We start from the raw sequence: 6,389 nt of genomic DNA, 5'->3' as shown, positions 1-6,389 counted from the left end.
CGGTTTCGTGCCAGAGGTTCTGCACGAAACCGACAACTCGGTGTGTTCGCGCGCGCGACTCGCGGTGTTGGAGCGCGCGACTCGCGGTGTTGGAGCGCGCGACTCGCGGTGTTGGAGCGCGCGACTCGCGGTGTTCGTGCGCGCGACTCGCGGTGTTGGAGCGCGCGACTCGCGGGGTGTCAACGTCGTCCTGCGGAGTGGCGGCCGGTGGCCAGTAGGCCCAGCGTCAGTTCGAACTTGTCGTGTGCGTCGGCGAGATCCCGGCCGGTGATGGACTCGATCTGCTTCATCCGGTAGATCACCGTGTTCCGGTGGCAGTACAGCGCCTGAGCGGCGTGTGTGGGCGACCCGTCGTGTGCCAGCAACGCCGCCAACGTCTCCAACAACGTGTCCGCCAGCTGCGGGGGCTGGGCGAGGATCGGACCCACCGTTCCCGCCACCAGTACCGGCACCACCTCGGGGCTACCCGCGAGCAACACCTCCGGCAGCCGATCAGCGAGCGTCACCAGTCGATGCTCCCCGCGCGGCAACGACTCCGCCGCCCGCGAAGCAAGCTGGTAGGCGGTCGCGAAACCGGCCAGCCCGTCAGCACAGGGCGCCACCCCGACCCGCCCGGCCACGCACGGCGACAGCTGGTCGCACACATCCCGCGCCGTCAGCCCACCGCGTGACACCAGCCCGAAGTAGTTCCCGCCGCGCACGTGCCAGTGCGACACGATCCCCGCCCGTTCGAGCCGGTCCTCCGGGGTCCGCAGCGGCTCGTCCAGCGGGTCGGAGAACGGCGCGACCACGCACATGACCGAGTCGTCCGAGCCGAGGCTGAGCGCCTCGCGGGCCTCGCGGGCGAACTCCGGGTCGGCCCCGCGACCCTCGACCAGCCCGTCGAGGAAGCTCTGCTGCCGTTGCAGGTCACGCCGCTGCAAGCGGGTCGTCTCCCGGCGGTACGACTCGACGAGGATCGCGTTCTGCACGTCGAGCGCCGCCCACAGCTTCTGGCCGGCGAACAGCAGCAGGTGCTCGCCGATCTCCACGTGGTGGTCCCAGCCCTGCCGCAGCAGCGCCTCCCACAGCGTCCGGGTGCCGAGCGTGTACGCCGACAGCACACGATCCATGGGCACGCCCTGCCGCGCGCGCAGCCGCCCGGTCTCCCGCCACACGTCGATCGTGCGCTGCTCCGGGTCGGGGATGCCCGCCATGGTCTGGATCCCGCGGCGGATGTGCTCGCGGGTGCTCGCGCGCAGGTCGGCCTGGCGGTCCGGACGCTGCTCCGACCAGTACGGATCGCGTTCGATGAGGGTCAGCGTGATGTCGTCGGCGATGGCGTCGGCCTGGCCGAGCAACGAGGCCCAAGCACGCTCGATCTCCCGCTCCATCGCGGGCTCCAACGTGGGCACCCTGGCGGCTTCCATGTCGGCAGGGTTGCACGCGAGTGCACAGAAGGACCAGTCCGAACGCCCAGTTTGGGTCCGTTCGCACCACCGATTTTGGGCACCGTGCCCATGTTCTCGATCGTGCGGTGCGACCAAAGTTCTACCCACGTTGAACCCCAGCGTTGGGAGCCGTGCGTGGCAGAGACTTTCGAGATGTCCGGCGTTTCGGTGACCTTCGGCGGGCTCGTCGCGCTGTCCGACGTGTCGCTGTCCGTCGCGCCCGGGCAGGTGCTCGGCGTCATCGGCCCGAACGGCGCGGGCAAGACCACGTTGTTCAACGTCGCGTGCGGGTTCGTCCGGCCCGACAGCGGCACGCTCACCTGGCGCGGCACCGAACTGAGACGCCTGCGCCCCCACCAGCTCGCCGGCCTCGGCATCGCACGCAGCCTGCAGGAGCTGGGGCTCTTCAGCCGGATGACCGTGCTGGACAACGTGCTCGTCGGCGCGGACCGGCACGCGAAGACCGGGTTCTGGCCGTCGCTGCTGGGCCTCCCCCGCCGCGCGAAGGACGACAAGGCGCTCGCCGAGCGGGCGATGGCGGTGCTCGAGGATTTCGCCATCGCCGACGTCGCCGCGCGCTACCCCGGCAGCCTGCCCTACCCGGTGCGCAAGCGGGTCGCGCTCGCGCGGGCACTGGTCGCCGAACCGGAGCTGCTGCTGCTCGACGAACCCGCGGGCGGGTTGTCCGCCGCGGAGATCGCCGAGATCGGCGAGCTGGTGCGCGGACTGACCGGCCGCACGTCGGTGATGTTGGTGGAGCACCACATGGACCTGGTGATGAGCGTGTGCGACCACATCGTGGTGCTGGACTTCGGGAAGGTGATCGCACGCGGCGCGCCGGACGAGGTCCGGGCGGACCCGGCGGTGCAGGCGGCCTACCTCGGTGAGGACGTGGTGACCGGTGCTGACCGTCGATGACCTGTCCGCCGGCTACGGCCCGGTCCGCGCGCTCGACGGTGTGAGCCTCGCCGCCGCCGAGGGCGAGATCACCGCGGTGCTCGGCGCGAACGGCGCGGGCAAGACCACGTTGCTGCGCACCATCTCCGGGCTGGTCCGGGCCCGGTCCGGCACGGTGTCGTTCGCCGGGCGGACGATCACCGGCGTGTCCACTGAGGACCTCCCGGCGCTCGGGCTGGCGCACGTGCCGGAGGGCCGGGGCGTGCTGGCCGAGCTGACCGTCGAGGAGAACCTGCGGCTCGGCGCGCTCGGGTCGCGCCGGCGGGCGACGGCAGCGGACCTGGGACGGGTCTACGAGTTGTTCCCCGTGCTGGCGGAACGCCGCGACGGGCTCGCGCACGTGCTGTCCGGCGGCGAGCGGCAGATGCTCGTGATCGGCCGCGCCCTGCTGTCCCGGCCGAAGGTGCTGCTGCTCGACGAGCCGTCGCTCGGCCTCGCACCGCGGATCGTGGTGCAGATCTTCGAACTGCTGCGCGGGCTCGTGCGCGACGAGGGGCTGACCGTCGTGCTCGTCGAGCAGAACGCGCGCAGCGCACTGTCCATCGCGGACCACGGCGTCGTGCTCAACCTCGGCAAGGTGGTGGCGCGCGACGCCGCGGCCACCCTCGCCGAGGACGACGGTCTCCGCCACGCCTACCTCGGATTCTGACAGGGGGCCTCGTGCAGCAACTGCTGACCACCGTGCTCACCGGCCTGACGCTGGGCGTGGTGTACGCCGCGTTCGCGCTGGCACTCGTGCTGATCTGGCGCGCCACCCGGATCGTGAACTTCGCGCAGGCGCCGATGGCGATGGTCACCACGTACGTCGCGCTGGTGCTGATCGACGCCGGTTACTCGTACTGGCTGGGGTTCGCGGTCGCCCTGCTGTCGGGTCTCGTGCTCGGCGCGGTGGTGGAACGGTTCGTGGTCCGGTTCTCCGCCGGCAAGTCCGAGATCAACGCGGTGATACTGACGCTCGGGTTGTTCATCGTCCTGCACGCGCTGGCGGCCATCGTCTTCGGCTCGCGGTACCGGTCGTTCCCGGCGCCGTTCGGGTTGCGCGGCTTCCAGATCGGCGACACGACGATCGCGCTGACGGGGTTCGGGGTGTTCACGATCCTCGCGGTCGGCGCGGTCATGGTCGGGCTGGTGCTGCTGTTCCGGGGCACCGACCTGGGGCTGCGGATGCGGGCGTCGGCGTTCAACCAGGAGGTGTCCCGTCTACTTGGCGTGAAAGTCGGGCGGATGCTGACGCTCGGCTGGGCGCTCGCCGCGTTCGTGGGTTCCCTGTCGGGACTGCTGATCGCGGGCGGCGGCCTCGTCCACCCGTCCTACATGGACGGTGTGGTGGTGTACGGGTTCGTCGCCGCGGTGCTCGGCGGGCTGGACAGCCCGGTCGGCGCGGTGGTCGGCGGGGTCCTGTTGGGACTGTCGCTGAGCCTGGTCAGCGGGTACGTCGGGGCGGAGCTGGTGCCGCTCGCCGCGCTGGTGATCCTGATGGGGGTGCTGCTGGGAAAGCCCGGTGGCCTGTTCGCGAGCGTCCGTGAGCGGAGGGTCTGACCATGGGCCGCAGGCACCTGTTGCTCGCGCTCGGCGCGCTCGTGGTCGTCGTGCTCGTGCTGGAGAACACCAGCCAGTTCCGCAACGCGCAGTTCGCCGCCATGGCGTACTACGCGATCGCGGCGGCCGGCCTGACCGTCCTCACCGGACTCAACGGCCAGCTGTCGCTCGGGCACGGCGCGTTGATGGCGGTCGGCGCGTACTCGACCGCGCTGATGCTGCAGTCACGCGAGGGAGCGCTGCCGCTGCCGGTGATCCTGCTGCTGTCGGTGGTGATCACGCTGCTGGTCGGTGCGGTCGTGGGGGTCGCCGCGGCGCGGTTGCACGGCCCGTACCTGGCGGGGGCGACGCTCGCGCTCGCGGTGGCCGTACCGGGGATCCCGGTGTACTTCGGCGAGTGGCTCGGCGGCGAGCAGGGGCTGAACGTGCGGATGCCGGAGATCCCGGCGTGGCTGGCGGACGCCGCGTACTTCGTCACCGGGCAGGACCTGACACCCATCAGGTACCTCGCGTACCTCGGCTGGCTCGCCGTGATCGTGGTGTTCGTGCTGCTCGCGAACCTGTCGCGCAGCCGGGTGGGGCGGCAGTGGCAGGCCGTGCGGGACGACGAGGTGGCGGCCGAGCTGGCCGGGATCAACCTCGGCCGGGCGCGGGTGCTTGCGTTCGTGGTGAGCGCGGGGTGCGCGGGGCTCGCGGGTGGGCTGATGGCGTTGTCGGCGCGGCTGGCGGCACCGAGCGGGTTCACGTTGACGTTGTCGCTGCTGCTGTTGTCGGCGGTGGTGCTCGGGGGGTTGGGGAGTCTTGTCGGGGCGCTGGTCGGGGCGGCGCTGCTGACGTTCCTGCCGCAGGTGGTGACCGAGGCGGGCACGGGCCTCGGTCTCTCCGACGTGCAGGCCGCGCAGCTGGCGCCGTTGATCTACGGCCTGGTCACCGTCCTGGTCGTGCTGCTCGCACCCGCAGGTCTCGCAGGCGGGTTGCGGAAACTCATCCACTGGAGGCGAAGTTCATGAAGCGCTGGTACACGGGTACGGCGTTACTCCTCGCCGTGACGGTCACGGCGGCCGCGTGCGGGGCGGGCGGGCGACCCGAGGGCGAGGAGAAGGGCTCGACGGTCGGGATCACCGACACGACCGTCAAGATCGGTGGGCACTTCCCGCTGACCGGTGTCGCCGCACCGGGGTACAGCGAGATCCCGAGCGGCCACAAGGCGTACTACGACTACGTGAACGCGAACGGCGGCGTGAACGGCCGCAAGATCGAGTTCGTCGTCAAGGACGACGCCTACAACCCGACGAACACCAGTCAGGTGACCAACGAGCTGGTCCTGAACGACGAGATCTTCGCCATGGTGGGTGGTCTGGGAACGCCGACCCACAGCGCCGTCGTGGACTACCTGAACGACGCCAAGGTCCCCGACCTGTTCGTGTCGTCCGGGTCGCTGCAGTGGGGCGACTGGCCGAAGGAGAAGCCGTTCACGTTCGGCTGGCAGCCCGACTACGAGATCGAGGGCAAGATCATCGGCGAGTGGGTCGCGAAGAACATGCCGGACGCGAAGGTGGGCCTGTTCCTGCAGGACGACGACTTCGGCCGCGACGGCGAGAAGGGCGCCCGCAGGTACTTGGACAAGCAGATCGTGGCGGTGGCCAAGTACACGCCCGGCAACACGGACGTGGCACCGCAGATGGCCCAGCTGCAGGCGGCGGACGTCGACCTGGTGCTCGGCTTCAACGTCCCGTCGTACACGGCGCTCAGCCAGCTGGTGTCGCTCCGCCTCAACTTCAAGCCGACGTGGTTCTACAGCAACGTCGGCTCGGACCCGGCGCTCGTCGGCTCGCTGCTGGCGAGGTTCTCGGAGGGTGCGGTGACCGACGGCGCGTCGATGCTGAACGGTGTCATGAGCACCGAGTACCTGCCCGGCGTCGACGCCCCCGAGGACCCGTGGACGAAGCTGTGGCAGAAGGTCTGGGACGAGCACGGCGCCGACGGTGAGCTGACCAACTACCGCGTGTACGGCATGGCGCAGGCGTACACCTTCGTCCAGGCGCTGCAGGCCGCGGGCCCCGACCCCACCCGCGAGGGCGTCGTCGAGGCGATCGAGAAGTCGGGCAAGGACTTCGAGGGCCCTGGTCTTGCCCCGTTCCGCTACACCGGCGACAGCCACCTGGGCATCTCCGGCATGTCGGTGGTCGAGATCCAGGACGGCGTCGGCAAGGACCTCACCCCGGTCCTGGTAACGGACCTGGGCGACGCCCCGATCAAGGAAGACGACTCGGCAGCAGGCGACGCCCCACCGTCGAACGGCATCCCGAACGTCAAACCCGCGGAGTAGTACCTCGATACCCCGGCCGGGGGGGGGGGGGGGCCCCCCCCCCCCCCCCCCCGGGCCCGCCCGCCCCCCCCCCGGTAATACGGGGGGGCCAAAAAGTTTTAAACCCCCGGGCAACCACGCGGGGAAACACCCGC

Annotated in this window: 6 protein-coding genes; 5 read left to right on the top strand and 1 reads right to left on the bottom strand. The window is 70.6% G+C overall.

Going from position 1 to position 6,389, the window contains the following annotated elements; all coding sequences use genetic code 11:
• Positions 1 to 179: 179 nt before the first annotated feature.
• Positions 180 to 1,409: a PucR family transcriptional regulator gene (locus ACIBVP_RS18885; protein WP_396107440.1), complete on the bottom strand. Its 1,230-nt coding sequence runs from the start codon at positions 1,407 to 1,409 to the stop codon at positions 180 to 182.
• 174 nt (positions 1,410 to 1,583) lie between these two features.
• Between ACIBVP_RS18885 and ACIBVP_RS18880 the strand changes: the two genes are divergently transcribed.
• The 5 genes from ACIBVP_RS18880 to ACIBVP_RS18860 are packed head-to-tail and all read left to right on the top strand — an operon-like array spanning position 1,584 to position 6,255.
• Entirely contained in the window at positions 1,584 to 2,348 is a 765-nt protein-coding gene (locus tag ACIBVP_RS18880; RefSeq protein ID WP_396107734.1) for an ABC transporter ATP-binding protein, read from the top strand.
• Positions 2,332 to 3,036 (top strand): ABC transporter ATP-binding protein, encoded by a 705-nt coding sequence (locus ACIBVP_RS18875; protein ID WP_396107439.1) that lies wholly within the window; start codon positions 2,332 to 2,334, stop codon positions 3,034 to 3,036. Before ACIBVP_RS18880 ends, ACIBVP_RS18875 begins: the two co-directional genes overlap by 17 nt.
• An 11-nt stretch (positions 3,037 to 3,047) precedes the next feature.
• Positions 3,048 to 3,926 carry a branched-chain amino acid ABC transporter permease gene (locus tag ACIBVP_RS18870; RefSeq protein WP_396107438.1) on the top strand — a complete coding sequence of 293 codons (879 nt, stop codon included), beginning with the start codon at positions 3,048 to 3,050 and terminating at the stop codon, positions 3,924 to 3,926.
• A gap of 2 nt (positions 3,927 to 3,928) precedes the next feature.
• Positions 3,929 to 4,936, top strand: coding sequence for a branched-chain amino acid ABC transporter permease (locus tag ACIBVP_RS18865; protein WP_396107437.1), 1,008 nt, complete (start codon positions 3,929 to 3,931; stop codon positions 4,934 to 4,936).
• A complete protein-coding gene (locus tag ACIBVP_RS18860; protein WP_396107436.1) occupies positions 4,933 to 6,255 on the top strand; it encodes an ABC transporter substrate-binding protein in 1,323 nt (440 codons plus the stop codon). Before ACIBVP_RS18865 ends, ACIBVP_RS18860 begins: the two co-directional genes overlap by 4 nt.
• Positions 6,256 to 6,389: the final 134 nt, after the last annotated feature.

The sequence above is a fragment of the Actinophytocola sp. NPDC049390 genome, assembly GCF_044466355.1.
Lineage (GTDB): Bacteria > Actinomycetota > Actinomycetes > Mycobacteriales > Pseudonocardiaceae > Actinophytocola.
Note: the sequence above shows the minus strand (reverse complement) of the source record. Positions and strands in the feature narration are given on the sequence as shown.